The sequence below is a fragment of the Azospirillum sp. VT-I1 genome (genome assembly GCF_055698305.1).
Genome location: NZ_CP168806.1, coordinates 162,501 through 187,846 on the forward strand (window position 1 = coordinate 162,501; position 25,346 = coordinate 187,846).

Genomic DNA, 25,346 nt, shown 5'->3' on the forward strand with positions numbered 1-25,346 from the left:
CCCTTGAAGTCTCTGGCATCTAACCGTGGCCCGTGATCCGGGTCCGGGACCCTGCATGGCGGGTAGTTTGACTGGGGCGGTCGCCTCCCAAAGTGTAACGGAGGCGCGCGATGGTGGGCTCAGAGCGGTCGGAAATCGCTCGTCGAGTGCAATGGCATAAGCCCGCCTGACTGCAAGACTGACAAGTCGAGCAGAGACGAAAGTCGGCCATAGTGATCCGGTGGCTCCACGTGGACGGGCCATCGCTCAACGGATAAAAGGTACGCCGGGGATAACAGGCTGATGACTCCCAAGAGTCCATATCGACGGAGTCGTTTGGCACCTCGATGTCGGCTCATCACATCCTGGGGCTGGAGCAGGTCCCAAGGGTTCGGCTGTTCGCCGATTAAAGTGGTACGTGAGCTGGGTTTAGAACGTCGTGAGACAGTTCGGTCCCTATCTGCCGTGGGTGTCGGAGTTTTGCGAGGATCTGTCCCTAGTACGAGAGGACCGGGATGGACATACCTCTGGTGCACCGGTTGTCACGCCAGTGGCATGGCCGGGTAGCTAAGTATGGACGGGATAACCGCTGAAAGCATCTAAGCGGGAAACCCACCTCTAAACCAGAGCTCCCTTGAGAGCCGTGACAGACCATCACGTCGATAGGAGGCATGTGGACGGGCAGCAATGTCTGAAGCTAAGCCTTACTAATCGCTCGATCGGCTTGATCTCACCCCCACACAACCGCGCCATGCGCAGCAGCAAGCCTGCTTGACGCACACACCGCAGTTCGATACATCCTCACATCACTTGCACTGAACAGCGACACGCTTCGGATAGCGTCGGTCTTGAGCCTCGGTGACCTGGTGGTCATGGCGAGGTGTCAAACACCCGATCCCATCCCGAACTCGGCCGTGAAAAGCCTCCGCGCCAATGGTACTGCGTCTTAAGACGTGGGAGAGTAGGTCGCCGCCAGGTCACTCAGGCTCAAGAGACGCTCACACGAAGCATAAACGCTGGCATCTTCCCACACCCCATCAGAAACGCCCCGGTTCACATGAGCCGGGGCGTTTCGGTGTTTGGGATGGTCCTCGCTTCCCGGACGGATTTGCGGCTGGACGTTGGACCGGCTGATGGAAACCAGCTCGCACGGCCCAGCTCGTATGGCCGGGCGGTCGACACAGTCGCGGATGCGTCGGCTCGATCAACTCCCGTCTCCGGCGACGCTCATCGGGCGAACCAAGCTTATCCGACGGTCCGGGAAACGGGGACCATGTGTGGACGGCCCCTCCGGCGCAAGAGGGAAATCCGCGCTGACTGGCCGAGAAGGATGCATCCATGTGTCCGGCCTGTTGTCGCAGCCGCTGGCTGCTGGCCTTGATGAATTCCGCGGATCGACGCCCAAATCACCTCATCGCGCTCGGTAGCGCTTGGGCCCCAACGCCGCGATCTCCCGAGCCCAGTGATGCGCCGTGCCACAGGCCTCCATCCCGACCAGGCATGGCGGCACGCACTGGAAGACCTTCAGAACCTCGGCACGGCGCAATTGCCGACGGACCAGGATCTTTCCATTCGCGGCAATCCCATGGACCTGGAAAACAGTCTTCGCCAAGTCCAGACCAATCGTCACCACCTCTACCATCGACGGCCTCTCTGAGCTGGTTTCTTCGACTGCATTAGCTTGCCACCGATCCCAGAAGGTGGAAGGGCCGTCCACCACATCATCTCACTTATCCGTGGAAGGGCGGCAAAGCGGATACTCTGATCCAGGCGGATCGGAGTATCGCGAAAGGGAGAGCCTTGGCGCGATCAGGCTTGTCTCTGCTGGTCCTCGTGTTTCCGTGGATGGCCATCCACCAAAGCACGGGCGGCGTGACCGGCCTCTTCGAACCAACTGGCATCGCGGTGCACCAGCGATGCTGAGAAGGCGCCGTCGAGCAGCAACAGGATCTGGCGTGCGAGGGCTTGCGGATTGTTATAGCCCGCAAGCTCCAGTTCGTCCGCAAGCCATGAGGCGAAGGCGCTCTTGTGACGCGCGCCGATCTTCACAGCGGGATGCCCCGGCAGGGCGGCCAGTTCCGCCGTGGTCCGCAGGAAGCCGCAGCCCTTCCATTTCGGGTGGCGTGCGTTGCGCGCGAGGCTGGCGAAGATGGCTGCAACCTTCTCCGCCGCCCCGCCTTCGGCGCCGGCGAACCAGCTCGCCATCAGCTTCAGGTTGGGCTGGTCGCGCGCGTCAAGATAGGCGGCGACGAGGTCATCCTTGCTTTCGAAATGATAGTAGAGCGTGCGCTTGGTGATGCCCGCCTTCTCGGCGATGGCATCGACACTGACGCGGCCGATCCCCTCCGCATAGAAGAGCTTGGAGGCCGCCTGGATGATCCGTCCGCGCGTGTCTGCATGTCTTGCCACGACGGCCAAAGTATACCGTACAGTGAGTATACTCAAGCCGTCACGGCGGCCATCCTGCCCTCCTCACCGACGATGAGGAGACGATCATGATCAAGTGTGTCCTGAAGCAGATCGACGGAGCGGTCGCGACGCTGACGCTGAACCGCCCGGAAAAGCTCAACGCCCTCAATTACGAAACCATCGACGCCTTGCTCGCGGTTCTCGACGACATCGAGGGCGACAACCATGTCCGTGGGGTGATCCTCACCGGAACAGGGCGCGCCTTCTCCGCCGGCGGCGACATCCCCGAGTTCTCACGCTCCGTGGTGGAGAGTCCCGAAGCGGCACTTCGTGACTTCGTGGCGCGCGGCCAGCGGCTCACCGCCCGCATCGAGGCCTTCCGCAAACCCATACTGGTGGCGGTCAACGGCCTCGCCTATGGCGGCGGCTGCGAGGTGACGGAAGCCGCCCCCCTCGCCATCGCCAGCGAGCGCGCCGTCTTCGCCAAGCCCGAGATCCGCCTTGGGATGCCGCCCACCTTCGGCGGCACCCAGCGCCTGCCCAGGCTCGCCGGGCGCAAGCGCGCCATGCAGTTGCTTCTCACCGGCGAGACCTTTTCGCCCGATCGGGCGCTGGAACTGGGCCTCGTCAACGCGGTCGTTCCTCATGAGGAACTGTTGCCGGCGGCGCGGATGCTGCTGGAGCGCATCCTCGTCCATTCGCCGCTCGCCGTTGCCACCATCCTCACCGCGGTCACGCGGGGCATCAATCTGCCCATCGCCGAAGGCTTGGCTGTCGAGGCCGAGCAGTTCGCCCGGATGGCGCCAACCTCCGACCTGCGCGAGGGGCTGGACGCATGGATCGCCCGGCGGGCGCCGGCCTATCCGGGCATCTGGTCCTCTGCCGTCAGGAACTGAGCAATGGAAGGCTATACCAGCTTCACGAAGCAGGTGTTCGAGGCGTTCGTGGCCGCTGATCGGCCGGGCCCGGTGCATATGCTCAACCTCATCCGCCTGCATGGGCGGGCCGCCTACGAGGATGGTCGCGACGCCACGGGACTTGAAGCCTATGAAGCCTACAGCCGGCTGAGCGCGCCAGTTCTAGCCGAGCTTGGTGGGCGCATCCTGTGGCGCGGGGGATTCGAGCTCTCCCTGGTGGGTCCGCCGGATACGGCGTGGAACATCGCCTTCATCGCCGAGTATCCCAGTCCGGCGGCGTTCGTGGCGATGCTCCGCGACCCACGCTATCGCGAAGCGATGGCGCACCGTCAGGCGGGTGTTGCCGACAGCCGGCTCATCCGCTTCTCCGCATTGCCACCCGGAACCGGCTTCGCTCGGTAAACGGCTCGGCATGGTAAAGGAGGTCGACACGACCCGCGCTGGATAAAAACGCTGGGCACAGCTGTGAACCGTCGGCGGAGCCTTGCGATGTGTTCGCGCCGTCGGCGGTGCCCGGCGTAGGCTCACGATTCGAAGCGTTGTCGCAAAAGGGGTTAGCTGTTGCCGCCGGCCTCAGTGTCGCAAGCATCTATTACGCTCAGCCATTGCTCGACGCTATCGCGAGAGATTTTGGAACATCGCCCGCTGCGATCGGCCTTGTTGTGACGCTGACCCAGGTTGTCTATGCACTAGGGTTGATTTTCATTGTTCCGCTCGGTGATATACTTGACCACCGTCGGCTTGTCACTGACCAAGGCCATTTGTCGATCGCCGCGTTGGTCGCTGTTGCGTCAGCGAAAACCCAGGGGGTTCTATTCACCGGCCTTGCCGCGATGGGCATACTCGCCGTCGTGGTGCAGGTTCTGGTCGCCTTCGCCGCGACGCTGGCAACGCCTGCCGAACGGGGAAGGGCGGTCGGCACGGTGACGAGCGGCGTAACCGAAGGTCAAGCGGAGCTCCGCCCGCGCCGACCACGCATCTGAGGGCTGCCGATGCGCCTGATGGTGGCGATTTCAGGCGCCTTGGCAAGACACAGAGTCACAATCGCAAACGCCGCGAAGCTGACTTCCCGTCACGCGTGAACAAAAACACGCGCAGAATTCACGCTAAAACATTGTAGCAATTGGATTTTCACTGAACCAATTTATGGCTCCTTCCAGAGCCTCCTCGAACCCATCGGCAACATTCCTTCTGCCGATGCCGAAGCGCGCTCCTATGCCCAAGCCGCGGATGTCGCCGCCCTGCTTTCAAGCGGAGCGCATGGAAGGCGATCCATCCCTGCCGGATGGCGATCCGGCGCGGAACCCTTGCCGAGATGCGCCGGGCGCTGCCTCGCCATTGAACGCACCCGGCCGCTTTATGACTTTATACGAGAAAATATACGTCATAATATACGTCGGCGCAGCTTTAGGGGCGAGACCGTGTCCGACATCGACAAAATCGACCGCCGTATCCTGTCCATCCTTCAGGTGGAAGGCCGCATCGCAGCCGTCGAACTGGCCGAGCGTGTCGGACTGTCGCCCACCTCCACCGGCGAGCGATTGAAGCGCTTGCAGAAGGAGGGATACATACAGGGGTTCGGCGCTCGTCTGGTGCCGCAGCGTCTTGGTTTCGGTCTGCTTGTTTTTGTCGAGGTGCTGCTGGACAAGACCACCCACGACGTGTTCGACCGCTTTACAGCCGCTGTCCGCCGTGCGCCGGAGGTGCTGGAATGCCACATGGTGGCAGGTGGTTTCGACTATCTGGTGAAGACCCGTGTGGCCGACATGGCCGCATACCGCGGCTTTCTCGGCGAGGTTCTGCTGCCGCTGCCCGGCGTGCGCGAGACCCGCACCTATGCCGTCATGGAAGAGATCAAGAACGACGCGCCGCTGCCGCTCTGAGGGCTGCGGCGCGCCGTTCCGTGTCATATCATCGAGCGTAAAGCCTGACACATCAGGCTTTACGCTCGCCCTCAAACGGCGGGCGCGGCCGTCCGGCCGCTTGCCTTCGCAGGCATGGGCCTGCGGGGCCGCAGTCGCGGCCCTTACCGCCGAGCGTAAGTCGGAACTTACGCTCGGCGGTATCAGTGGGCGCCGCCGCCCAGGTAAAGCTCCCGCATGGCGGGATCGGCCAGCAGGCTGGAGGCACGGCCCTGCATTGCCACCGTGCCCAACGACAGCACATAGGCGCGGTCGGCGATGCCCAGCGCCTCGAAGGCGTTCTGCTCCACCATCACGATGCACACGCCGGTGTCGTCCCGGATCGCGGCGATGGCATCGAACACCTCGTGCATCATCAGGGGCGACAGGCCGGCCGACGGCTCGTCCAGCAGCAGGATCTTCGGCCCGGCGATCAGCGCCCGCACCAGCGACAGGATCTGCCGCTCGCCTCCCGACAGGGCCGATGCCTTTCGGTTCTGCTTGGCGGCCAATGTCGGATACTGGCGCATCAGCATGTCGAAGCGGCTTTCGCGCTCCGCGCGCGGCAGATGGCGGGCGCCGAGCCGCACATTCTCGGCGACGCTCAGCGTCGCGAAGACGTTGTCGGTCTGTGGCACGAAGCCGACGCCGTAGTCGCGCACCTTCCGGTGAACGGGCAGGGCGCCGACATCCGCGCCATCGATGGCGATGCTGCCGGCACGCGGGGCCAGGAAGCCGGCGATGCATTTGAGCAGCGTGGACTTGCCGCAGCCATTCGGCCCCAGGATGGTGACGATCTCGCCGGATGCCGCGTCCAGCGAGAGTCCGTTCAGGATGTCGGCGCCATCGCCATAGCCGGCGCGCACGTTGCGGACTTCGATCATGCCGTCAGCTTCCCCTTTTCCACCGCCTTGCCGAGATAGGCCTCGACCACCCGTGCATTCTCGACCAGCTCGTGCGGAGCGCAGTCGGCGATCAGCGCGCCGCGATCGAGCACTACGCAACGGCTGCAAAGCTCGCGGATGAACTCCATGTCGTGCTCCACCACCAGGATGGTGACGCCCTGCGCGTTGACCTCCTTCAGCAGCTCCACCATGCGCACCCGCAGGTGCGGGTGGACGCCGGCCGTCGGCTCGTCCAGGCACAGAAGCTTCGGCCGGCTGCGCAGGGCGGTGGCGATGGACAGCAGCTTCTTCTGCCCGCCGGAAAGTGCGCTGGCCGGCTTGTCCTGCACTGGGGTCAGCAGGAACTGGTCGAGCAGCGCCCGCACCTCGGCGTCCGGGCGCCAGCGCCGCAAGGCGCCGCCCAGGCCCGCCTCCCGCCGGCAGCCGGCCTGAAGCACCTCGCGCACCGTCATCCGATGCGGCATGGACGGCAGCTGGAAGGTCCGCACGAGTCCAAGCCGCGCGATGGCATGCGGCGGCAGGCCGGTGACGTCATGTCCGTCGACGGTGACCGCGCCGTCGTCGCTCGGCGTGAAGCCGGACAGGATGTTCAGGAGCGTGCTCTTCCCCGACCCGTTGGGGCCGAGCAGACCGACGATCTCCCCCTTGGCAATCGACAGCGATACGCCGTCGAGCACGCGGTGCGCACCGAAGGACTTGGCGATCAGCTCGGTCGACAGGATGGTCTCATGCATGGCGGCCTCCGATGCGCTCGGGAATCAGGCCCTGGGTGCGCCAGAGCAGGAAGGCCAGCAGCCCGCCGCCGACCAGCGTGAGGCGCATCGCCGCGACGAACTCCGACGGCAGCCCGAACGCGTCCTTCACGAAGGGGACATAGGCCAGCAGGAACTGCATCAGGAAGGCGCCGGCCACCGCCCCCAGGGTGTTGCCCAGGCCGCCGACGATCAGCATGGCCCAGATCAGGAAGGTTTCCGAGCTGACCAGCTGGTCAGGCCCAACGAAGGTGGCGTAGTGGGCGAACAGGAATCCGGCGACCGCAGCGATCACGCCGCCGATCACCAGGGGCGTGCGCCGCAGCGCCGCGAGGTCGTAGCCGAGCGAGGAGGCCAGCTGCGGTTCCTCGCGCAGCAGCTTCAGCGCCAGTCCGTAGCGTCCGTCGATCAGGCGCTGGCACAGCGCGCGGAAGGCCAGCAGCAGGCCGGCACAGAGCGCCAGCGCACCGATCTGACTCCAGGGCTGCGGCCAGGAGCCGAACAACATCGGCAGGCCGTGGATGCCCTGGGCGCCACCGGTCAGCCACTGTTCGTTGGTGGCGAAGGTGCGCAGGATCTCGGCGATCGACAGCGTGGCGATGCCCCAATAGTCGGCACCGAGGTTGCGCCCGAGCCGCGCGAAGGCCAGACCGAGCAGCGCCGCCGCCGTGCAGCCCAGCAGCAGGCCGGCCAGCGCTCCCCATTGGTTGGCGAAGGCGATGGCGGCGCCATAGGTGCCGCAGCCGAACAGGACGATGTGGCCGAAATTCACCAGCCCGGCGAACCCGACCTGGAGGTTGAGGCTGAGCGTTAGCAGGCCGAACAGGCAGGCCATGGTAGCGACATGCAGCAAAAACTCAAACACGCTTCACCTCGCTGACGAACAGGCCGTGCGGGCGAACCAGCAGGGTGGCCACCAGGATCAGAAACGACATCGCGGTGGCGTAGCTGGCGGGCAGGAACAGCAGCGTCTCGCCGACCAGCGGGCCGAAATTCACGTTGGTGACCAGCGTCTCGGCGGTGGCGATGACCATTGCACCGGCGACGGCGCCCAGCGCGTTGCCCAGGCCGCCCAGGATGGCGGCGGCGAACACCGGCAGCAGCACGTCCATGCCGAGCTGGATGTTCATCTCGCCCTTCAGCGCCAGTCCGATGCCGCCGAGAGCAGCCAGCACGCCGCTGAGGAATACCACGATGTTGGTGACGAGGCGCGGATCGATGCCGGTTGCGGCGGCCAGCACGCGGTTGGTGGCGGTTGCCCGCATGGACCGGCCGAGCGTGGTGCGGAACAGCAGCAGCGCCAGCGTCGCGACGGCGCCGGCGGTCAGCGCCATGGCGGACAGCTGGTGCACCGTGAGACGCGCGTCCGCCACGCGGACCACCGGATGGCTGTCCAGCGCGAAGCGTTGCGAGTCCGGTCCGAAGACGACCAGGAACACGGCCGACAGGATCATGGTGACGGCCAGCGAACCGACCATGGCGATGGCCGAACCGGAGACGAGAAGCCGCTCGAACACGGTGACGTTCAGCAGCACGGCGAGGCAGCCGACCAGCAGGCAGGCCGCCGCACCGGCGGCCGGCAGCGGCAGCCCGGCCCGTTGCAGCAGCAGGGCGAGGAAGGAACCGGCCACCGCATACTGCACAAGCGCGATGTTCGGGAAACGGATCAGCGAGTAGACGCAGCTCAGCCCCACAGCGATCAGGGCGAGGTCGACGGTCCTGATCAGGACGTCGGAGACGAATTGTACCATCGTGAGATGACCCCTCGTGCATTCCTGAAGGGGACCGGCCGCCGCGGCAGCCGGTCCCGGCGCGCTCAGCGGAGCACGAGCTTGCCGCCGTCCACCTTCATCTTCAGGTAGGGCTGGTTGGTGCGCATCCGGTTCTCGTCGAAGGTGATCTGACCGGTGGCACCCTCATAGCCCTTGCCGATCTCCTTCAGGGCCGAGGCGACGGCGGCGGGATCCGTGCTGCCGGCACGGTTGATGGCGGCGGCGGCGAGCTTCACGGCGTCGTAGGTATAGCCGCTCCAGGTGGTGCGGAAATCCTCGCCGTATTTCTTGCGGTAAGCCTGCTGGTAGGCGCCGCCGTTCGGGCCGATGTAGTTGACTTCGAGGCCGAATTGGCCCTGCTTCGTCTTCGCCTCGCTGTCGGCGGTGGACATCGACAGCAGATAGCCATACCAGGGCGTTTCGTTGAGGCCGAGTTCGAAGGCCTCGCGGTTGATCACCGCGCCCTCGCGGCTGTAGGCGGAGTAGACGAAGACGTCGGGCTTGGCCTGCGCCAGCTGCTGTAACTCGCGGCGGTAGGTGGTCTGCCCCTCCGGATAGGCGATGGAGGCGAGCACCTGACCGCCGGACGCCTTGAAATGCTTGGTGAACTGCTCGATCACGCCCTGGCCGAAGGCGTTGTTGGGGGCGATGATCACCGCCTTGCGCCAGCCCTGCGCCAGGATGTCGTCGGCGGCGAACCTGGTGGTGACGTGATCGAGGCCGACGAGGCTGAAATGCCCCTCGCCGAGATCCCGCAGCAGGCCGCTGGTGCTGGCCGGGTTGAGGTGCACGCGCTTCTGCTGCACCAGATACTGACCGATGGGCAGTGTGTTGCCCGACGAATATTCGCCGATCACCAGCGGTACGCCGTTGACCGTGACCAGCTTGCGCGCGGCGTCGAGTGCGGAGGGAGGACGGCCGCCGGAATCCTCGACGATCACCTTGAACGGCTGGCCGAGCACGCCGCCGGCCGCGTTCACCTCGTCGGTGGCGATCTCGATGCCGCGCAGTTGGTCGGCACCGATGGTCGCACTGGCGCCGGACAGCGGAATCACCGCACCGATCAAAGCCGTCTCGGCCCGTGCCGATGAAACCTGCACGGTGCATATAAGAGCCATGGCGAATGAAAGACTATTCTTCATAAATGAAGAAAACACGGATGCCCCCTGTTTTTTTGATTTCAGGTGCGACCGGTATGTGTGTCGCGTATGTAAGGGTAACGGTGCGAAAACCGCATTTGTATCCAGATTTATTGCAAGAAATCCTTATTTTTTAAGGAGAATTCCGGATTGTCCGTGATTTTTCCGGTGGTGACCGGTATGGCCGGCGACATGCCCGGCCGCTTTGGGACTGCATTGGGAATCGGACGGCGCATCGACAAAAATGCCCCCTTCGCCGGGCGGCGAAGAGGGCTTTCCAACGTCCCAAGGGAAGGCATGCCGGCTCAGGACGAGGGAATGGCAGGGCCTATCAGGTCGCGGGCACGGGCGGCGTCTTGCCGGCCATGATCGACACCACAAGACTGTGTTCGCCAAGTCGCGCCTGCACGTCCTGCGCCGCCGCCATGGCCAACTGCGGCTTGACTGCGACGGCCAGGACATCGACCCGGGTCGGCCGCACGTCGGTGCGCGAGGCGCTGCTGCGCCTTTGGGGCGAGGGGTTGGTCAGCCGGGAGAAGGGCTGGCCTTCCACCGCGATACCCCGAACGCCACAACCGAAGGCCTCGATGCAGCAAGGTCGCATCCAAGCCCCGCGTTGCCCAGACACGCCGTCATTCCCCAGGCTGATGCTGCGCCTGCGGACCGACCTCTTCGGCTGCGCCAGGATGCTGGTTGACCGCCAGCGGTCCGCTGAAGAGACGGCGGACGACCGTGTAGAACACCGGGGTGAAGATCAGGCCGAAGATGGTCACCCCCAGCATCCCCATGAACACCGCCGTGCCCAGGGTCTGTCGCATCTCCGATCCGGCTCCCTGCGCGATCATCAGCGGCACGACGCCGAGAATGAAGGCGAGAGAGGTCATCAGGATCGGACGAAGCCGTGTGCGTGCCGCCTCCACCGCCGCCTCGAAGCGGTTTTTCCCCTCGAAGAGTTCGTTCTGGCGGGCGAACTCGACGATGAGGATGGCGTTCTTGGCGGCAAGACCGACCAGGACGACGAAGCCGACCTGGGCCAGGATGTCAACCGCCATGCCGCGGATCATCAAGCCGGTCACCGCCGCCAGCAGGCACATGGGCACGATCAGGATGACCGACAGCGGCATGGTCCAGCTCTCATACTGGGCCGCCAGCACCAGGAAGACGAACAGCACCGACAGCCCGAAGACCATCAGGCCGCTGTTTCCGGCGGCCTTTTCCTGATAGGCCAATTCCGTCCACTCGAAACCGAAGCCGTCGGGCAGCACCTCCGCGGCGGCCTTCTCCATGGCGGCCAGGGCATAGCCGGTGGAGTAGCCGGGCAGCGTGTTGCCCTGCAGCTCCGCCGCCGGGTAGAGGTTGTAGCGGGCGGCGCGGTAGGGGCCGGTGATGTCGGTCAATGCCGCCACCGCACCGATCGGAACCATCTCGCCGCGCTCATTGCGCGTCTTCAGGTTGGCGAGGTCATGCGGGTTCTGGCGGAAACGGCCATCGGCCTGCGCGGTGACCCGGTAGGTGCGACCCAGCAGGTTGAACTCGTTCACGAAGGCCGAGCCAACATAGATCTGCAAGGCCTCGAACACCTGATCGGCGGTCACCCCCAGCATCTCCGCCCTCTGGCGGTCGATATCGGCGTAGATCTTGGGCGTCTTGGTGTTGAACAGCGTGAACACGCCGACCAGCCCCGGGATTTTGTTGGCCGCGGCGGACAGCTCGGTCACCGCCGCGTCGAGCGCCGGCAGGCCACGGCCCCGCTTGTCCTCCACCATCATCTTGAAGCCTCCGGCATTGCCGATGCCGCGGACCGGCGGTGGCGGGATGGTGATGATGAAGGCGTCTTCGATGGAGGCCAGCCGCTGTCTCAGATCGGCCAGAACCGCGTCGGCGGAATGGCCGTCCCTGATGCGATCCTCGAAGGGGGCGAGGGTCACGAAGATCGCCCCGGCGTTCGGCGCGTTGGTGAAGGTGGCACCGTCGAAGCCGGCGAAGGGGACGGCATGGATGACCCCCGGGGTCTTCAGCAGCACGTCCACGGATTTGCGCACCACCTCGTCCGTCCGGGCGAGCGAAGAGCCCGGCGGCAGCTGTATCACGGTGATCAGGTACCCCTGGTCCTGGTTGGGAATGAAGCCGGTCGGCGCCCGGTTGAACTGCCAGCCGGTCACGCCGAGCAGCAGCAGATAGACCGGCAGAACGATGAAGGGCAGCCGCACCAGCCGCCGCGTCAGCCCGGCATAGCCGTTGGACAGCCGCTCGAACCCGGCGTTGAAACCGCGGAAGAAGGCGGCGACCGGCCGCATCGGCAGCGACGGCTTGGGCGGGTTTTCCTGGTGGGGCTTGAACAGCAGGGCGCAGAGCGCCGGGCTGAGTGTCAACGACACCAGGCAGGAGATCACCGTGGCGCTCGCGATGGTCACCGCGAACTGCCGGAAGAACTGGCCGGAAATGCCGCTGACCAGGGCGGCGGGAACGAACACCGCGGTCAGGACCAGGGCGATGGCGATCAGCGCCCCGCCGACCTCGTTCATCGTCTCGTGCGCGGCATCCTTGGGCTTCATGCCGCGGCTGATGAAGCGCTCCACATTCTCCACCACGACGATGGCGTCATCGACCACGATGCCGATCGCCAGCACCAGACCGAACAGCGACAGGGTGTTCAGCGAATAGCCCAGTGCCGCCAGCACGGCGAAGGTGCCGACCAGGGACACCGGAATGGCCAGAATAGGAACAATGGAGGCGCGCCAGGACTGGAGGAACAGGATGACGACGACGACGACGAGAATGACGGCCTCGTAGATCGTCTTGTAGACCTCCTCGACGGACTGGGCGATGAACTCCGTGGGGTTGTAGACGACATCGTAGCGCATGCCGGCGGGGAAGCCCTTGGAGAGGTCTTCCATCGTCGTCAGGATGCGGTCGGCGGTCTCCAAAGCGTTGGAGCCGGGCCGTTGAAAGACCACCAGCGGCACCGCGGACTGGCGATCGAGATAGGCGTTTAAATTATAGTCCTGGGCGCCAAGTTCGACGCGGGCCACGTCGCGCAGGCGGGTGACGGCGCTGCCGTCGGTCTTCACGATGATGTTGCCGAATTCGCGCGCATCGGTGAGGCGGCCCAGCGTCTCGACATTGAGCTGGAACGCGCCGGGGGTCGGAACCGGCGGCTGGTTGATGACACCGCCCGACACCTGGACGTTCTGCGCCTGGATGGCGCGGACGACGTCTCCGGCGGTGAGCCCGCGTGCCGCCACCTTGTCGGGGTCGAGCCAGACGCGCATGGCATAATCGCGGGCACCGAAGACCTGCACATCGCCGACGCCGTCCAGGCGTGCCAGCACGTCCTTGATCTGCAACAGCGCGTAATTCGACATGTAGAGCTGGTCGCGCTCCCCACCCGGCGAATTCAGGTGGATCACCATCAGCATGTCGGGCGAATTCTTGCGCACGGTCACGCCGATGCGCCGCACCTCTTCCGGCAGCCGCGGCTCGGCGACGGCAAGGCGGTTCTGCACAAGCACCTGGGCGGTGTCGAGATCGGTGCCGAGCTTGAAGGTGATGGTCAGTTGCAGACGGCCGTCGCTGGTCGCCTGCGAGGTCATGTAGAGCATGTTCTCGACGCCGTTGATCTCCTGCTCCATCGGAGCGGAGACGGTGTCGGCAACCACCTGGGCCGAGGCGCCGGGATATGTGGTGTTCACCACGATGGTCGGCGGCGCGATCTCGGGATATTGCGCGACGGGCAGGGTCAGGTAGGCAAAGAGGCCGATGAGGGTGATGACGATGGACAGGACGGCCGCGAAGATCGGCCGGTTGATGAAGAAGTGCGAGATGTTCATGACGGTCGCCCCTCACCCGGCCGGCGATTTTGGCGGCTCGATCGATCCCTCCTGCGGCGTCACCTTGGCGCCGGGCCGGGCGCGGACCAGCCCGTTGATGATCACCCGGTCGGTGTCCGCCAATCCGGACCGAACGATGCGCAGACCGTTTTCGATCGGCCCGAGCCGCACCGGCTTGGGCACCACCGTGCCGTCGTCGGATACCGTCAGCACGATCTTGTTGGCCTGGTCGCTGACCACCGCCTGGTCCGGGATCAGGGTCGCGGTGTAGCGGTCGGACCCCGGCAGGCGCAGCCGCCCGAACTGCCCGGGCGTCAGGACGCCGTTGGGGTTGCGGAAGACGGCGCGCGCCCGGATGGTGCCGGACCCGGCATTCACCCGGTTGTCGACGAAATCGAGCGTGCCCTTCAGCGTCCAGTCGCGCTCGTCGAACAGCCGGGCTTCGACCTCGATGCCGCCGTCGCGCTGCGACCGCAAGGTCCCGTTCTGCGCGGCACGGACATAGGCGAGGAAGTCGGCCTCGCTCATGTCGAAGGTGAAGTAGATCGGGTCGAGGGAGACGATGGTGGTCAGCGGCGTCGCCGCGCCGGCCTCGCCGCCGGCGATCAGATTGCCCACGCTGACCTCCCGCCGGCTGATGCGCCCCGCAAGCGGCGCCAGGATACGTGTGAAGCTGAGGTTCAGTTCGGCCGTGCGGACGGCGGCCTTGGCGACCTCGACCCCGGCGGCATCGACGCGGACCTGCTGGTTTCGCTCATCGAAGACGCTGGCGGCAACATTGTCGCTGCGCCGCAGCTCGGCCGCACGGGCCAACTGGCGGTTCGACAGTTCCAGCTTGGCTTCGGCCTGCTGCAATTCGGCCCGGACCGAGGCGAGCGTCGCCTCGAAGGGGCGTGGGTCGATGACGAACAGCAGGTCACCGGCCTTGACCATCTGGCCGTCACGGAAGTTGACGGAATCGAGATAGCCGCTGACCCGGGCGCGGATCCCTACGGAGTCCACGGCCTGGAACTGGCCTGTGAATTCATCCCACTCGACAATGTCCTTGCGCAATGGCCGGCTGACCGTCACCGGCGGTGCGCCAGCCCCGGCCACCTGGGCATAGGCCGGGCTTGGACCCTCGTTATTTGCGCCGGTCAGCCACAGGAAGGCGGTCGCGGTGATGGTCAGAAGCAATTTGCCGATGCCGACTGCCTGTGATCCCACCGGGGAAGCCTTGCGAGCCATTGCTGCAATCATGGTACTCCCCCACCCATTGAGAGGCTGATCCCGGGGTCGTAACGACAGCGGCCGGCCGTGGGAGAACAGAACTGGACGCCCTTTGCCCCATTCACGGTTCGCAATCTTCGTCCCGCCCTTGGTGGTGATGACATTCATCATCATGAATCCTTTCCAGTTGGACGTGTTCTGTTTGCTGGTGCCGTTTCCTCCCGCGAGGCAGCAGGCGCGCAAGAACTGCAATTTGTTCCATAACGCCACGACTAAAACGGATCTAGGCGATCTGTCCGCCAATTTGTCAAAAGCGTATTCTGTGTGCGGTGGAAACGCGCAAAACAGGCAAAATCAAACGCTTATTCGGATGACGGCAAACATAGACAAACCGCCTAATGAGCTTGTGCGCAAAGCGGTCGAGGTGATGGACACTGGCATCGCGCATAACTTTAAGATTAAAAATTTGGCATCGTCTATCGAATCTTGCGTCCCATGGTAACGTCCAGAGGGTGTTGTCAGGTTGGCGTGAGTCGTTCCGGCGTGGCAGGTCGGCGGTCTGGTTCAGGTTGCAGGCGGTCGCGCGCTGGCGGGCGGAGATGCGGACCACGCCCGGCGGGCAGCGCCTCTACTCGGATCCGGCGATCACGACAGCCTTGACCTTGCGCGCCGTGCTCCGCCTGCCGTTGCGCCGAACCGAAGGCCTGGACGGCTCCATCGTCCGTCTGGTTGGCGTGGAGCTTGCCGTCCCCGACCATTCCACCCTCAGCCGTCGCACCCAGACCCTGTGCCTCCCTTCGGAGCCGGTATCATCTGGCGGCGCTGTGGAGCTGCTGGTCGGCAGCACGGAAGCTATGCCGGCACTTGGCCAGTGCTCTGCCGCTGGATGGGTGTCGACTCCGTCCTGCTGTGGCCGCCCAACCCGTCGCCTGTCACCCTGACGGAGGGCGGCCATCACTCCCGGAACCCGCGGACCCGTGCAAAACAGGAGTCGCCAAACAATCCGTCCTTGTCATAATATGCAAGTCTATATCTGTCCGACGTCACGCCGGTGGGCCGCAGCTGGGTATCAGCAGGGGGCCCGACGTGATGGAGCGGGCCGGAGCAATGGGGCTCCAATCCGGGCAGGCCGCCCTGATTGGGGCTTTTTTTGTCTGAATTCCAACCGGAAGGCCTCCAGTTGGCCACTGGTTGGTATGGGCGCGGGTTACGGCGTGAGTGCGACGAAGAGGTGGATGCAGATGGATTGTACCCCCAAGACCGGTGAACCGTGGAGAGTCGGCGTGCTGTTCTCGCAGACCGGGGTCACGGCGGGAATCGAACGCACCCAGCTCCAGGGCACACTGATGGCGATCGAGGAGATCAATGCCGGCGGCGGGGTCAACGGCCGGGAGATCCTGCCGATCGTCCAGGATCCGCAATCCGATCCGGCGGTGTTCGCGGCTCTCGCCGAGCGGCTGATGACCGAGGAGCGGGTTAGCGTCCTGTTCGGCTGCTACATGTCGAGCACGCGCAAGGCGATCCTGCCGGTGGTGGAGCGGCGCAACGGGCTGCTGCTCTATTCGACTCTCTACGAGGGGTTCGAATGCTCGCGCAACGTCATCTACACGGGCGCCGCCCCCAACCAGAACGGCCGGCAACTGGCCGACTATCTGACGCGGGAGTATGGCAGCCGCGTCTACATGGTGGGGTCGGACTACATCTATCCCTATGAGTCCAGCCGGATCATGCGGGAGCTGGTGCTCCAGCGGTCGGGCAAGATCCTAGCCGAGAAGTACCTGCCGCTGAATGCGACGCAGAAGGCGTTCGCTCCGGTCATCCGCGACATCCGGCGCAAGGAGCCGGACTTCATCTTCTCCACGGTGGTCGGCGCCGCCACAGCCCATCTCTACCATGCCTATGCCGAGGCGGGGTTCGATCCGGCGCGGATGCCGATCGCCAGCCTGACCACCAGCGAGGCGGAAATCAGCGACATCGGCATCGCCGCCTCGCGCGGGCACGTCACTGCCGCTCCCTATTTCGATTCCATCGACAGCGAGGCGAACCGCCGCTTCGTCGCCCGCTACCGCGACCGGTTCGGGATGCATGAGCGGACCAACGCGTCGTGCGAGGCCGCCTATTTCCAGGTCCACCTGTTCGCCCAGGCCTTGCGCATCGCCAACTGCATGGACACCGACCGGCTGCGCGAGGCGATATTCGGGCAGGAGTTCGATGCGCCCCAGGGGCGGGTGCGGATCGATCCCGACAACAACCACACCTACCTGTGGCCGCGCGTCGGCCGGGTCGATGCGGATGGCCGGTTCGAGATCGTCGCGGAATCGCCGGTGGCGATGAAGCCCGATCCTTATCTGGTGGATCACAACGCTGCCGACGAGGCGGGCATCCGCTGGCGGCGGCAGGCCACGGTCTGACAGCAAACGGGGCAAATGCCGCATGTCGATCAACCTGCTCCGCGACATCCGTTCCTTTCGCGTGGTGGTCATCCACCCGCAGGACGCCGAGGCGGAGGAGCTGCTGCGCCAGCTCCACCGCATCGGCTGCCAGGCCCGGTGCGAATGGCCGCCGCCCAAGGACCGCCCCAGCGGCGTCGACCTGATCTTCCTCGACATGACCCAACTGCTGTCGGGACAGGGACGGCTGTCCTGGTCCACCTCCGACGACGGGCCGCCCATCGTCGCCGTGCTCGATTACGAGAGCCCGACCGTGCTGAAGGCCCTGGTCGATTACGGGGTGCGGGGCTTCGTCAGTAAGCCGATCCGCGCCTTCGGCCTGCTGACCACCATGTTCATGGCCCACCGTGCCGCGGAGGGGGAGCGCGGCATGCGCAAGCGCCTCCAGAAGGTCGAGCAGCGCCTGGACGGCATCAAGAAGGTGAGCAAGGCCAAGGCGATCCTGATCGAGCAGCGGCGCATCACCGAGGAGGAGGCCTACCGCTTCATCCGTGAACGCGCCATGGCCCGACGGACGACCATCGAGGCGGTCGCCGCCGCGATCATCGACGCAAGCGAAATGCTGATGGCGGAAAATCCGACTCGCTGATCATTTTTGATATTGACGATGAGGCGGCGCAGTGTGCATCTTACTGAGCAAGTGAAGCAAATCGCTCGCGTCCGCCAATGATGTCGGATCGACGGGCAGGCGATGAAGCCCCTGAAGGTGTGAAAGCCTTGTTGGGGTTTTTTTGTGTTTGAACCTAACGTACCGACGCGCACTCCGGCACCACCAATGCGAGGGAGGCCGATGGGCAGATTTGTGCAGGAATAAGTCTGACTGTTCAATCCTTCGGGCCGACGCGACGAACCTCTTGTCGCGCAACGACCTCTTTTATCCGGCGCCTGATCCATTCAGGGCCGGCAAGAACAATACTGCATAGCCAGCACCACTATTCGTTGAATATTTTAAAATCAGATCATACAACTTGAGAACGCACCAGGTGCGCCCCGCCGATGACGCCGGGAGTTGCGCCGAGGCAATGAAGCCCCAGCAGGCCGCCGGCCTGGGTGGGGCTTTTTTTGTGCGTTCTCCTGTCCATGCCGAAGAACCAGCAAAAACAGGCAAACGAGGAGGAAACACGTCATGACCTTCACACGGCGTAATTTTCTGAAATCGACGGCCGTCGCCGGGGTAGCCGGATCGGTCGGCTTCCCGCACATCTGGATAAAGGACAGCGGTGTCGCCTGGGCCGCCAACGGCGAGATCAGGGTCGGCGTCCTCTTTTCGCTGACCGGCACCACCGCGGTCGTCGAGAAGTCGATGCACAACGCCACGCTGATGGCGATCGACGAGATCAACGCCGCCGGCGGCATCAACGGGATGAAACTGACCGCCGTCGTCGAGGATCCGGCTTCCGACCCCGCCACCTTCGCCGACAAGGCCAACAAGCTGGTGCTGAACGACAAGTGCGTCAGCGTCTTCGGCTCCTACACCTCCGCCTCGCGCAAGGCGGTGCTGCCGGTCTTCGAGAAGCGCAAGAACCTCTACTGGTACCCGACGCTCTATGAGGGCCGCGAGTGCTCGAAGAACGTCATGTACACCGGGGCGGTGCCCAACCAGCAGCAGAAGGAGTTCATTCCCTGGCTGGTCAAGACCTTCGGCAAGAAGTTCTATCTGATCGGCTCCAACTACATCTATCCCAAGGAAGAGAACAACGTCTGCAAGATCCTGCTGAAGGAGCTGGGCGGCGAGGTGGTCGGCGAGGAGTACGTGCCCCTCGGCCATTCGGAGTTCGGCTCGGTGCTGAACAAGTTCCGCGAGACCAAGCCGGACGTGATCTTCTCCACCGTGGTCGGCGACAGCGTGATCGCGCTGCACAAGCAGTACAAGGCGGCTGGGTTCAGTCCGGACAGGATGCCGATGGCCAGCCTGACCACCTCGGAGGTGGAGATCGCGGCGATGGGCGGCGAGTATGCCGCCGGCCACTTCACCTCCGCCCCGTACTTCATGGGCCACCAGTCCAAGGAGAACGAGGTCTTCGTCGAGAACTACCGGAAGCGCTTCGGCAAGGATTCGGTGACGCACTTCGTGTCCGAGGCGGCGTATTTCCAGATGCACCTGTTCCGCAAAGCGGTCGAGAAGATCGGCAAGGGCGACATCACCCCCATCGCCGTCCGCGATGCCACGGCGGGGCTGGAGATCATGGCGCCGCAGGGCAGGGTGAAGGTCGATGGCGACAACCTGCACTGCTACCTGTGGCCGAAGATCGGCCAGGCCCAGGCTGATGGCCAGTTCAAGGTCATCCAGCAATCGTCGGATTGGGTGAAGCCGGAACCCTATTGGGCCTATCCGGGCCAGAGCTGCACCAAGGACGGCCTGAAGGGTGCGTGAGCAATGGAACGGGCAGGGGAGGGCGTCGCCTGACGCCGTCCCCGTCGGAGGGGCTTATGGATATCTTCTTCGGTCAACTCTTCACCGGGCTCAGCATCGCTTCGATCCTGCTGCTGGTGGCGCTAGGGCTTGCGATCATCTACGGCGCGATGGGGGTCATCAACCTCGCCCATGGCGAGTTCGTCATGCTGGGCGCCTACGGAACCTGGTTCCTCCAGTCGCAGTTCGGCCTGCCGCTGATTCCGTGCCTGCTGCTGGTGTTCTTCATGGTGGCGGCGGCCGGCTGGGTGGTCGAGAGCACGGTTGTCCGCTTCCTCTACCACCGGCCGCTCGACACCATCCTGGCGACCTGGGGCATCGGCATCATGCTGCAGCAGGCGGTGCGCCTGTCCGCCGGGGCCGAGCTGCGCTATGTCCAGACGCCGGAGTTCCTGTCCGGCAGCATCGACATCGCCGGGGTCGGCGTCCCCAGCTACCGCCTGTTCATCCTGGCGCTGACCGCCGCCCTGCTGGCGCTGACCTGGTTCGTCATCCAGCGGACCGAGTTCGGCATGAAGCTGCGCGCCGTCACCCAGAACCGCGAGATGGCCAGCTGCTACGGCATCAACAGCGCCAGGGTCTACAGCCTGACCTTCGCCTTCGGCTCCGGCCTTGCCGGGCTGGCCGGCGCGCTGGTGGCGCCGATCAAGAGCGTGGCACCGGACATGGGCACCAACTTCGTGGTCGATGCCTTCATGGTGGTGGTGGTCGGCGGCGTCGGCAGTCTGATCGGCACGGTGGTCAGTTCGGGGCTGCTCGGCAGCGGCACCGCGGGCATCGCCTTCCTGCTGAACGACACGCTGGCCAAGGCGCTGGTCTTCCTGGCGGTGGTGGTCCTGGTCCGCTTCCGTCCGCAGGGCCTGTTCGTCGACCAGCGGCGACGGTGAGGGGGACAAGGCGATGACCAGTGTCCAGTTCCCCGACGACCGGCCCGCCAACCTAGGCCAACCTGATTTCAGCCAACCCGATCTCCAAAACCGGGCCAGTTCCCCGGTCGGTCCCGTCGCCCGGAGCCCGCTTATGTCGAAATCGACCCTGTCGCGCAGCAAGCCCTATGCCCAGCTTGCAGTCTATCTGCTGTTCTGCGCCGTCATCCTGGCGGTTCCCAGTTTCGTCACCGACGCCTTCCTCTTGAACAAGTTCGCCCGCTATCTGGCGCTCGGCCTCGCCGCTGCCGCGCTGGCCTTGAGCTGGGGCTATGCCGGCATCCTCAATCTGGGGCAGGGGGTCAGCTTCGGCATCGGCGCCTATGCCGTCGCCATGCATCTGAAGCTGAAGACCAGCCCGGTCCACACCGGGTCGGCCGGCCTGCCGGACTTCATGGTGTGGAACAACCTCGATCACCTGCCCTGGTTCTGGCAGCCCTTCCATTCCAGCCTGTTCGCGGTGCTGGCCGGCATCCTGGTTCCGGTGGTGGTGGCGCTGCTGCTGGGATCCTTCATGTTCCGGGCGCGGATCGCCGGGGTCTATGTCGCCATCATCACGCTCGCCATGCTGGCGGTGGTCAATCTGCTGTTCATCGACCAGCAGGCCTACACCGGCGGCTTCAACGGCATCACCGATCTGGCGTGGCTGGAGGTCGGCAGCATCACCTTCGATCCCTACAGCCCGGCCTTCTACTATCTGTCCGCCGGGGCGCTGTCGCTGTGCCTGCTGCTCGGCCTCGCCTTCACCCGCAGCAAGGCCGGGCTGATCCTCCAGGCCATCCGCAACGACGCCGACCGGGTGCGCTTCTTCGGCTACGACGTCGCCGCTTATCAGTCGCTTGCCTTCGCGGTGTCGGCCGGCATGGCCGGGCTGGCGGGCATGCTCTACGCCATGGTGCTGGAATTCGCCTCGCCCACCTTCATGGGGGTGTCGCTCAGCCTGTCGATGGTGATCTGGGCGGCGGTCGGCGGGCGCGGCTCGCTGATAGGCGCCGCCATCGGCGCCATCCTGGTCAACTTCATGCAGGGCAGCCTGTCCGAGAGCTTCCTCGACACTTGGCAGCTCATCCTCGGCGGCATGTTCATCCTAGTCGTGGTCTTCCTGCCCAACGGGTTGTCGAGCCTGATCGGCATCCTGTCGGACCGCCTGACCCGTCCGGCCGAGCCCAAGCCGAACGCCGGCCTTGCCGATGCGCCGCATGCCGGCCGCACGCTGAGCTGAAGGAGACGACCGGCATGCCTTATCTCGAACTCCATGGCCTGGAAGTCAGCTTCGATGGCTTCAAGGCGGTCAACGGCCTGGATCTGGCGGTCGAGCGCGGCGAGTTGCGCTGCCTGCTGGGTGCCAACGGCGCTGGCAAGTCTACCACCCTGGACCTGATCTGCGGCCGCACCCAGCCGACCGGCGGGCGCATCCTGCTCGATGGGCAGGACATCACCCATGCGCCGGAATACCGGCGCGCCCGCCACGGGGTGGGCCGCAAGTTCCAGGTGCCCAGCGTGTTCAAGGAGCTGACGGTGCGCGAAAATCTGGAGGTGGCGCATTCCCGGCATCCCGGCCCGGCCCGGACCATCCGCCTGTTCCCCGGCCTCCGCCTCAACCGGCGCATCGCCGAGGTGCTGGAACTCGTCGAACTGGCCGACGAACTGGACACCAGGGCCGCCTTCCTGTCGCATGGCCAGACGCAATGGCTGGAGATCGCCATGCTGCTGGTCCAGGACAGCGCCCTGATCCTGATGGACGAGCCGACCGCCGGCATGACCATCCAGGAGACCGGCAAGACCTCGCGCATCTTCCAGCGGCTGCGCGGCAGGCACACGCTGATCGTGGTCGAGCACGACATGGGCTTCGTCCGCGAGATCGCCGAGACCATCACCGTGCTGCACCAGGGCAAGCGCCTTTCGGAAGGATCGATCCACCATGTGGAGAACGATCCCAAGGTGCGCGAGGCCTATCTTGGAAGCGGGGGCATCTCCCATGCTTGACATGACCGACGTCTACTCCTTCTACGGCAGCAGCCCGGTGTTGCAGAATGTCAGCTTCGCGGTGCCCAGGGGCAGTCTGCTCAGCGTGCTGGGCCGCAACGGGGTGGGGAAGACCACACTGATGCGGACCATCATGGGTCTCACCGATCGGGTCACCGGCTGGATCGGGCTGGGCGGCAGCGACATCCGGAGCGAGCCGACCCACCGCCGCGCCGGCCTCGGCATCGGCTATGTCCCGCAGGGACGCGGCATCATCGGCAAATTCACCATCCGTGAGAACATCCTGATGGGCACCTTTGCCCGTCCGGATGGCAGGCGCGAGATCCCGCCCCTGGTGTTCGAGATGTTCCCCTATCTGCGGGACAATCTGAACCGGAAGGGCGGGGACCTGTCCGGCGGCCAGCAGCAGCAGCTGGCGATCGCGCGGGCGCTGGCGGCAAATCCGCAGGTCCTGCTGCTCGACGAGCCGACCGAGGGCATCCAGCCCAACATCGTCGAACAGATCCAGGGCGTGATCATGACCCTGAACCGCCAATACGGCATCACCGTCCTGCTGGTCGAACAGAATGTGACGTTCGCCCGGCAGGCCTCCGACCTCTTCCTGATGCTCGACAAGGGGCGGGTCGCCGCCCATGGGCCGACGGAGAGCCTGACCGACGATCTGGTGCACCGGCACATGGCCGTCTAGGCCACTGTTCCGGTCCCATTCCTCTCAACCCCGAAGCACGGGTTCGCCGTCCCGCCTCGCACCGGGACGGGACGCCCTCTCCTTGTCCCTCTACAGACCAAGCCATCCACAGACCAAGAAGGAAACGCACCATGTTGCACGGCGATATTTCCAGCAGCAAGGACACCGTCGGCGTCGCGGTCGTGAACTACAAGATGCCGCGCCTGCACAACAAGGCCGAAGTCCTCGACAACGCCCGCAGGATCGCTGAGATGGTCCAGGGCATGAAGGTCGGCCTGCCGGGCATGGATCTGGTGATCTTCCCGGAATATTCGACTCACGGAATCATGTACGACTCCAAGGAAATGTACGAGACCGCCTCGTCGATCCCCGGCGACGAGACCGAGATTTTCGCCGACGCCTGCCGCAAGGCCAAGGTCTGGGGCGTCTTCTCCCTGACCGGCGAGCGGCATGAGGAGCATCCGCACAAGGCGCCCTACAACACGCTGATCCTGATGAACGACAAGGGTGAGATCGTTCAGAAATACCGCAAGATCATGCCCTGGGTGCCGATCGAAGGCTGGTATCCCGGCAACTGCACCTTCGTCACCGACGGGCCGAAGGGGTTGAAGATCAGCCTGATCATCTGCGACGACGGCAACTATCCGGAGATCTGGCGCGACTGCGCCATGAAGGGTGCCGAACTGATCATCCGCTGCCAGGGCTACATGTATCCGGCCAAGGAACAGCAGGTCATCATGTCCAAGGCGATGGCCTGGGCCAACAACACCTATGTCGCGGTGGCGAACGCCGCCGGCTTCGACGGGGTCTATTCCTATTTCGGCCATTCCGCCATCATCGGCTTCGACGGCCGGACGCTGGGCGAGTGCGGCACCGAGGAGAACGGCATCCAGTACGCCCAACTCTCCACCTCGCTGATCCGTGACGCACGCAAGAACATGCAGTCGCAGAACCACCTCTTCAAGCTGGTCCACCGCGGCTACACCGGCAAGATCAACTCCGGCGAGGATTCGAAGGGCGAGGCGGCCTGCGCCTACAGCTTCTACCATGACTGGGTCAACGATCCGGAAGGCACCCGCGCGCGGGTCGAGGCGATGACCCGCGGCACCGTCGGCACCGAGGAATGCCCCATCGACGGCATCCCCAACCCGGAAACCGCCCTGCATCGCTGAGGGGCCGGGATGAAGGCGCGGCGGGGGTCGGGAGATGCCCGCCGCATCCCTCCGGAGCGAGACCAACGATAAGGAGACGCGCCGATGGCGCTGGATGCACACCGGATTCCGGAGGAGCCCTATTACCGGCCGGTCGCCGGGGAGGTGGCCCTGTTCGAGGCCGCCTATGCGGCGCGCATGCCGATGATGCTGAAGGGTCCCACCGGGTGCGGCAAGACCCGTTTCATCGAGCATATGGCGTGGCGGCTCCGCCGGCCGCTGGTGACGGTGGCCTGCCACGAGGACATGACCGCATCGGATCTGGTCGGGCGCTTCCTGCTCGACCCCGGCGGCACCGTCTGGCACGACGGGCCGCTGACCCAGGCGGTGCGGCACGGCGCCATCTGTTATCTCGACGAGATCGTCGAAGCCCGCCAGGACACCACCGTCGTCATCCACCCGCTGACCGACGCCCGCCGCATCCTGCCGCTGGAGAAGCGCAACGAACTGGTCCAAGCGCATGCGGACTTCCAGCTGGTGATCTCCTACAACCCCGGCTACCAGAGCGTCCTGAAGGATCTGAAGGAATCGACCAAGCAGCGCTTCGCCGCCATCGAGTTCGGCTATCCCGCCGCCACAGTGGAGGCGGAGATCGTCGCCCATGAATCCGGCGTCGCCGCCGGCACCGCGGCCTTGCTGGTCCGCATCGCCGCAAGCTCGCGCAACCTGAAGGGCCATGGACTGCAGGAGGGGGTTTCCACCCGCATGCTGATCCATGCCGCCCGGCTGGTGGCGCAGGGGATTCCACTGGAGACCGCCTGCCGGATCGCGCTGGTGCTGCCGATCACCGACGACGCCGACGTGCGGGACGCCTTCTCCGCCGCCGTGTCGGCGGCGATTGCCTGACCCGTCCCTGTTC

General features: G+C 64.9%; 23 protein-coding genes, 2 rRNA genes and 2 pseudogenes (1 of these 27 only partly in view). 17 read left to right on the plus strand and 10 right to left on the minus strand.

The window, feature by feature from the left end:
• A 23S ribosomal RNA gene (locus AB8P05_RS29260) occupies window positions 1-711 on the plus strand; it begins 2,034 nt to the left of the window's first position.
• A 130-nt stretch (window positions 712-841) separates the two neighbouring features.
• Window positions 842-957, plus strand: a 5S ribosomal RNA gene (gene rrf, locus AB8P05_RS29265).
• A gap of 457 nt (window positions 958-1,414) precedes the next feature.
• Here rrf and AB8P05_RS29270 read toward each other — a convergent pair.
• Window positions 1,415-1,621, minus strand: a pseudogene (locus tag AB8P05_RS29270) (IS110 family transposase); the annotation flags it as partial.
• A gap of 167 nt (window positions 1,622-1,788) precedes the next feature.
• Window positions 1,789-2,388 carry a TetR/AcrR family transcriptional regulator gene (locus AB8P05_RS29275; RefSeq protein ID WP_472762004.1) on the minus strand — a complete coding sequence of 200 codons (600 nt, stop codon included), beginning with the start codon at window positions 2,386-2,388 and terminating at the stop codon, window positions 1,789-1,791.
• An 86-nt stretch (window positions 2,389-2,474) separates the two neighbouring features.
• Between AB8P05_RS29275 and AB8P05_RS29280 the strand changes: the two genes are divergently transcribed.
• The 4 genes and pseudogenes from AB8P05_RS29280 (at window position 2,475) to AB8P05_RS29295 (ending at window position 5,188) form a co-directional block, all read left to right on the plus strand.
• Window positions 2,475-3,284: a crotonase/enoyl-CoA hydratase family protein gene (locus AB8P05_RS29280; RefSeq protein WP_472761921.1), complete on the plus strand. Its 810-nt coding sequence runs from the start codon at window positions 2,475-2,477 to the stop codon at window positions 3,282-3,284.
• A 3-nt stretch (window positions 3,285-3,287) separates the two neighbouring features.
• Window positions 3,288-3,707 (plus strand): DUF1330 domain-containing protein, encoded by a 420-nt coding sequence (locus AB8P05_RS29285; RefSeq protein ID WP_472761922.1) that lies wholly within the window; start codon window positions 3,288-3,290, stop codon window positions 3,705-3,707.
• A 107-nt stretch (window positions 3,708-3,814) separates the two neighbouring features.
• Window positions 3,815-4,252 (plus strand): annotated as a pseudogene (locus tag AB8P05_RS29290) (MFS transporter); the annotation flags it as partial.
• 474 nt (window positions 4,253-4,726) lie between these two features.
• Entirely contained in the window at window positions 4,727-5,188 is a 462-nt protein-coding gene (locus AB8P05_RS29295) for an Lrp/AsnC ligand binding domain-containing protein (protein ID WP_455176447.1), read from the plus strand.
• A gap of 182 nt (window positions 5,189-5,370) precedes the next feature.
• Here the strand turns inward: AB8P05_RS29295 and AB8P05_RS29300 are convergent, their stop codons facing one another.
• The 8 genes from AB8P05_RS29300 to AB8P05_RS29335 form a co-directional block, all read right to left on the minus strand.
• The gene (locus AB8P05_RS29300) at window positions 5,371-6,090 is read right to left on the minus strand and encodes an ABC transporter ATP-binding protein (protein WP_472761923.1); all 720 of its coding nucleotides are present in this window, start codon (window positions 6,088-6,090) and stop codon (window positions 5,371-5,373) included.
• The gene (locus tag AB8P05_RS29305) at window positions 6,087-6,845 is read right to left on the minus strand and encodes an ABC transporter ATP-binding protein (protein ID WP_472761924.1); all 759 of its coding nucleotides are present in this window, start codon (window positions 6,843-6,845) and stop codon (window positions 6,087-6,089) included. Before AB8P05_RS29305 ends, AB8P05_RS29300 begins: the two co-directional genes overlap by 4 nt.
• Window positions 6,838-7,728, minus strand: coding sequence for a branched-chain amino acid ABC transporter permease (locus tag AB8P05_RS29310; protein ID WP_472761925.1), 891 nt, complete (start codon window positions 7,726-7,728; stop codon window positions 6,838-6,840). The genes AB8P05_RS29305 and AB8P05_RS29310 overlap by 8 nt, the downstream gene beginning before the upstream one ends.
• Entirely contained in the window at window positions 7,721-8,614 is an 894-nt protein-coding gene (locus AB8P05_RS29315) for a branched-chain amino acid ABC transporter permease (protein ID WP_472761926.1), read from the minus strand. Before AB8P05_RS29315 ends, AB8P05_RS29310 begins: the two co-directional genes overlap by 8 nt.
• A gap of 65 nt (window positions 8,615-8,679) precedes the next feature.
• On the minus strand, window positions 8,680-9,753 hold the full coding sequence (locus tag AB8P05_RS29320) for an ABC transporter substrate-binding protein (protein WP_462620159.1): 1,074 nt from the start codon (window positions 9,751-9,753) through the stop codon (window positions 8,680-8,682).
• Window positions 9,754-10,105: 352 nt separating this feature from the next.
• Complete coding sequence (locus tag AB8P05_RS29325; RefSeq protein ID WP_472761927.1) at window positions 10,106-10,402, minus strand: hypothetical protein; 297 nt, start codon at window positions 10,400-10,402, stop codon at window positions 10,106-10,108.
• Window positions 10,403-10,406: 4 nt separating this feature from the next.
• On the minus strand, window positions 10,407-13,604 hold the full coding sequence (locus AB8P05_RS29330; RefSeq protein WP_472761928.1) for an efflux RND transporter permease subunit: 3,198 nt from the start codon (window positions 13,602-13,604) through the stop codon (window positions 10,407-10,409).
• A 12-nt stretch (window positions 13,605-13,616) separates the two neighbouring features.
• Window positions 13,617-14,810, minus strand: coding sequence for an efflux RND transporter periplasmic adaptor subunit (locus AB8P05_RS29335; protein ID WP_472761929.1), 1,194 nt, complete (start codon window positions 14,808-14,810; stop codon window positions 13,617-13,619).
• 160 nt (window positions 14,811-14,970) lie between these two features.
• On the opposite strand from AB8P05_RS29335, the gene AB8P05_RS29340 reads away from it, so the two are divergent.
• From AB8P05_RS29340 to AB8P05_RS29390, 11 genes are all read left to right on the plus strand, one after another.
• The gene (locus AB8P05_RS29340; protein ID WP_472761930.1) at window positions 14,971-15,315 is read left to right on the plus strand and encodes a hypothetical protein; all 345 of its coding nucleotides are present in this window, start codon (window positions 14,971-14,973) and stop codon (window positions 15,313-15,315) included.
• A 10-nt stretch (window positions 15,316-15,325) separates the two neighbouring features.
• Window positions 15,326-15,754: a transposase gene (locus AB8P05_RS29345; protein WP_472761931.1), complete on the plus strand. Its 429-nt coding sequence runs from the start codon at window positions 15,326-15,328 to the stop codon at window positions 15,752-15,754.
• A gap of 300 nt (window positions 15,755-16,054) precedes the next feature.
• Window positions 16,055-17,224: a transporter substrate-binding domain-containing protein gene (locus AB8P05_RS29350; protein WP_472762005.1), complete on the plus strand. Its 1,170-nt coding sequence runs from the start codon at window positions 16,055-16,057 to the stop codon at window positions 17,222-17,224.
• A 22-nt stretch (window positions 17,225-17,246) separates the two neighbouring features.
• Window positions 17,247-17,852 (plus strand): ANTAR domain-containing response regulator, encoded by a 606-nt coding sequence (locus tag AB8P05_RS29355; RefSeq protein WP_455176416.1) that lies wholly within the window; start codon window positions 17,247-17,249, stop codon window positions 17,850-17,852.
• A 537-nt stretch (window positions 17,853-18,389) separates the two neighbouring features.
• The gene (locus AB8P05_RS29360; RefSeq protein ID WP_455176417.1) at window positions 18,390-19,637 is read left to right on the plus strand and encodes a transporter substrate-binding protein; all 1,248 of its coding nucleotides are present in this window, start codon (window positions 18,390-18,392) and stop codon (window positions 19,635-19,637) included.
• A gap of 56 nt (window positions 19,638-19,693) precedes the next feature.
• On the plus strand, window positions 19,694-20,563 hold the full coding sequence (gene urtB / locus AB8P05_RS29365; protein WP_455176418.1) for an urea ABC transporter permease subunit UrtB: 870 nt from the start codon (window positions 19,694-19,696) through the stop codon (window positions 20,561-20,563).
• Between the two features lie 133 nt (window positions 20,564-20,696).
• A complete protein-coding gene (gene urtC / locus AB8P05_RS29370; protein ID WP_472761932.1) occupies window positions 20,697-21,824 on the plus strand; it encodes an urea ABC transporter permease subunit UrtC in 1,128 nt (375 codons plus the stop codon).
• 14 nt (window positions 21,825-21,838) lie between these two features.
• Window positions 21,839-22,588 (plus strand): urea ABC transporter ATP-binding protein UrtD, encoded by a 750-nt coding sequence (gene urtD / locus AB8P05_RS29375; protein ID WP_472761933.1) that lies wholly within the window; start codon window positions 21,839-21,841, stop codon window positions 22,586-22,588.
• Window positions 22,581-23,276, plus strand: coding sequence for an urea ABC transporter ATP-binding subunit UrtE (urtE, locus tag AB8P05_RS29380; RefSeq protein WP_472761934.1), 696 nt, complete (start codon window positions 22,581-22,583; stop codon window positions 23,274-23,276). Before urtD ends, urtE begins: the two co-directional genes overlap by 8 nt.
• A 131-nt stretch (window positions 23,277-23,407) precedes the next feature.
• Entirely contained in the window at window positions 23,408-24,448 is a 1,041-nt protein-coding gene (locus AB8P05_RS29385; protein ID WP_472761935.1) for an aliphatic amidase, read from the plus strand.
• Window positions 24,449-24,532: 84 nt separating this feature from the next.
• Window positions 24,533-25,333: an AAA family ATPase gene (locus AB8P05_RS29390; RefSeq protein ID WP_472761936.1), complete on the plus strand. Its 801-nt coding sequence runs from the start codon at window positions 24,533-24,535 to the stop codon at window positions 25,331-25,333.
• Window positions 25,334-25,346 lie beyond the last annotated feature (13 nt).

Bases quoted from the DNA above. Each gene is read 5' to 3' on its own strand.
- AB8P05_RS29285 (WP_472761922.1), top strand. From the start codon at position 3,288: ATGGAAGGCTATACCAGCTTCACGAAGCAGGTGTTCGAGGCGTTCGTG.
- AB8P05_RS29305 (WP_472761924.1), bottom strand. From the start codon at position 6,845: ATGCATGAGACCATCCTGTCGACCGAGCTGATCGCCAAGTCCTTCGGT.
- AB8P05_RS29320 (WP_462620159.1), bottom strand. From the start codon at position 9,753: ATGGCTCTTATATGCACCGTGCAGGTTTCATCGGCACGGGCCGAGACG.
- urtE (WP_472761934.1), top strand. From the start codon at position 22,581: ATGCTTGACATGACCGACGTCTACTCCTTCTACGGCAGCAGCCCGGTG.
- AB8P05_RS29300 (WP_472761923.1), bottom strand. From the start codon at position 6,090: ATGATCGAAGTCCGCAACGTGCGCGCCGGCTATGGCGATGGCGCCGAC.
- AB8P05_RS29390 (WP_472761936.1), top strand. From the start codon at position 24,533: ATGGCGCTGGATGCACACCGGATTCCGGAGGAGCCCTATTACCGGCCG.
- AB8P05_RS29360 (WP_455176417.1), top strand. From the start codon at position 18,390: ATGACCTTCACACGGCGTAATTTTCTGAAATCGACGGCCGTCGCCGGG.
- AB8P05_RS29355 (WP_455176416.1), top strand. From the start codon at position 17,247: ATGTCGATCAACCTGCTCCGCGACATCCGTTCCTTTCGCGTGGTGGTC.
- urtB (WP_455176418.1), top strand. From the start codon at position 19,694: ATGGATATCTTCTTCGGTCAACTCTTCACCGGGCTCAGCATCGCTTCG.
- AB8P05_RS29350 (WP_472762005.1), top strand. From the start codon at position 16,055: ATGGATTGTACCCCCAAGACCGGTGAACCGTGGAGAGTCGGCGTGCTG.
- AB8P05_RS29340 (WP_472761930.1), top strand. From the start codon at position 14,971: ATGACATTCATCATCATGAATCCTTTCCAGTTGGACGTGTTCTGTTTG.
- AB8P05_RS29330 (WP_472761928.1), bottom strand. From the start codon at position 13,604: ATGAACATCTCGCACTTCTTCATCAACCGGCCGATCTTCGCGGCCGTC.
- AB8P05_RS29385 (WP_472761935.1), top strand. From the start codon at position 23,408: ATGTTGCACGGCGATATTTCCAGCAGCAAGGACACCGTCGGCGTCGCG.
- urtD (WP_472761933.1), top strand. From the start codon at position 21,839: ATGCCTTATCTCGAACTCCATGGCCTGGAAGTCAGCTTCGATGGCTTC.
- AB8P05_RS29280 (WP_472761921.1), top strand. From the start codon at position 2,475: ATGATCAAGTGTGTCCTGAAGCAGATCGACGGAGCGGTCGCGACGCTG.
- urtC (WP_472761932.1), top strand. From the start codon at position 20,697: ATGTCGAAATCGACCCTGTCGCGCAGCAAGCCCTATGCCCAGCTTGCA.
- AB8P05_RS29315 (WP_472761926.1), bottom strand. From the start codon at position 8,614: ATGGTACAATTCGTCTCCGACGTCCTGATCAGGACCGTCGACCTCGCC.